Source organism: Streptomyces phaeoluteigriseus, from assembly GCF_001896135.2.
GTDB lineage: Bacteria > Actinomycetota > Actinomycetes > Streptomycetales > Streptomycetaceae > Streptomyces > Streptomyces phaeoluteigriseus.
Genome location: NZ_MPOH02000050.1, coordinates 1 through 2263, shown reverse-complemented (window position 1 = coordinate 2263; position 2263 = coordinate 1). Strand labels below are relative to the sequence as shown.

At 74.5% G+C, this 2263-nt stretch carries 2 protein-coding genes; both read right to left on the bottom strand.

The window, feature by feature from the left end:
* Window positions 1–246: 246 nt before the first annotated feature.
* Complete coding sequence (locus BM536_RS38020; protein ID WP_094104072.1) at window positions 247–1734, bottom strand: sensor histidine kinase; 1488 nt, start codon at window positions 1732–1734, stop codon at window positions 247–249.
* The coding region (locus tag BM536_RS43685) for a winged helix-turn-helix domain-containing protein (protein WP_245874015.1) at window positions 1731–2263 on the bottom strand (533 nt) is incomplete at its 5' end. The genes BM536_RS38020 and BM536_RS43685, both read right to left, overlap by 4 nt.

Genomic DNA, 2263 nt, shown 5'->3' with positions numbered 1-2263 from the left:
GTCCGGGGGGGGCGGCCCGTCCGGGGGGCGGTCCGTCCTGTGGGCGGTCCCTCCTGTGGGGCGACCCGTCCTGGGGGCGGTCCGCCCTGTGGGGCGACCCGTCCGGTGGAGCGGCCCGTCCGGGGGGCGGCCCAATCGGCCGGCGGCCCAGGGGCCGGGCGGGTTGATCGGGAGCTGTTTTCCGGGGCGGTGCACGCCGTCCAGGACAGGGGGCCACGACCCCCGTGTCGCCCCCGTGTCGCCACCTCAGCAGCGGCCCGGGGTCGTGGTCTGCAACGGTCTCGCCGGTCGTTGGGCGGGGGCGCCAGGGCTGGTCCGGCGCGGCGCCGACGGGAGCCTGACCACCGCGTCCAGGCCTCCGCGCGGCGCCCGCCGCAGCACCGCCTCGCCGCCGCTCGCATGGGCGAGACGCTGCACCAGGGCGAGGCCCAGCCCCGTGCCGCCCTTGGGGGCGTCCGGGGCACGCCAGAAGCGGTCGAAGGCGCGGCGGCGCTGCTCATCGGTCATTCCCGGCCCCTCGTCCATGACGTGCAGCTCGACCCACGCCGGGCCGGTCGGGCGGTACGGGAAGCGGCGTTCGTGGGGTGCGTGGCGCCGCGATTCGAGGGAGACCGTGGAGTCGGGGGGCGCCACCCGCAGCGCGTTGGACAGCAGGTTGTCCAGAATCTGTTCCACCGCTCCCGGCACCACCAGCACCTCGCCCGCGTAGTCCCCGGCCGACGCGAGCCGTACGCCCTGCTGCTCGAACAGCGGCACCCAGGCGCGATGGCGTTCCGCGCAGACCCGGTCCAGGTCGACGTTCTCCCGTTCGGCGGCGCTCTCGTCGAGCCGGGCCATCGCGAGAAGCCCTTCGACCATCCGGGCCAACCGGTCGGTCTCGGTCAGCGCGGCGGTGAGGCCGCCGCGGGCGTGCAGGGCGATGTCGTTCTCCAGGTTCTCCAGCCGCAGCCGCAGCGCCGCGAGCGGCGTCTTCAGCTGGTGCGAGGCCTCGCCGGCGAAGGCACGCTGGGAGGCCAGGAGGTGTTCCAGGCGGGCGGCCGTGCGGTTGAAGGTCGCGGCGAGACTGCGCACCTCCGGCGGTCCTTCGGTGATCGCCACCGGGACGGCGGTACCGCCCTCGGCCAACTCGTGCGTGGCGCGTTCCAGTTCGCGGATGGGTCGGCCGGTCCAGCGGGCGATGGCGAAACCCAGGACGGCGACCGCGGTGAGCACCGCCAGGCCGCCGAGGGCCAGCAGCAGCCAGACGTGGTGGACGCGCTCGTGCACCATCCGGGTCGGCACGGTGATGCGGACGGCACCCTGCTTCTCGGCGCCGTACCGCACCGGGGTGGCCACCGCGAGGTACTCCACGCCACCGATGGTGGAGGTGCGTACGTCCGCCGTGGCGGTACCCCGCAGCGCGGCGGCGATGCCCGGCCAGGACGCGAGGTCGCGCTCCTCGCGCGGGGACACGGGGTGGGAAGTGGCGAGCAGCGCACCGGACCTGTCCACGATCAGCACCTTGCCACCGATGCGCTCGGCGCAGTGCGCCGCCCGCTCCGGCAGATCCTGCGCCGCCCGGCCCGCCGAGACGGACAGGGAGGCGAACGCCGACACCGACTCCGCCTCGTCCTTCGCCGCGTTGATCACCCGCTCCCGCTCGCCGCGCGAGTACACGAAGCCCAGGGGGATCTCCAGGCAGACCAGGACCAGGGCGGCGAGCGTGAGATAGCTGAGCAGCAGCCGACGCGTCATCGGAACGCCGCCGACTGCTCGTGCGGCGGGAAGGTGCCGGGGCCCATGGGGTCGTATCCCGACGTTTCGTATGCCGGCGGTTCGTGTGCCGGCTGCGCGGGTCGTTGGTACGCCCGCTGCGCGGGTGGCTCGTACGCCGACCGGGCGGGTCCTTCGTACGCCGGCCGCGTGCCCGGCGGCTGGGTCTGCACCGCCAGCCGGAATCCGACTCCGCGCAGGGTCTGGATCCATGCCGGGTTGCCCAACTTCCGCCGCAACGTGGCGACATGCACGTCCAGCGTCTTCGTGGGCCCCTCGTAGTGCGGGTCCCACACCCGGTCGAGGATCTGCTGCCGTGAGTACACGGCCCCCGGGTCCTCGGTGAGCAGCGCGAGCAGTTCGAACTCCTTGGGCGTCAGCACCACCGCCTCCTCCCCCACCCACACCTGCCGGGTCCGCCGGTCGACGACGAGGGGGCGGTCGCGCCGTCGGTGGCGGCCGGGGGGGTGGGGGGTACGGGATCGAAGGGGCTGAAGGTGGGGACGGGGAT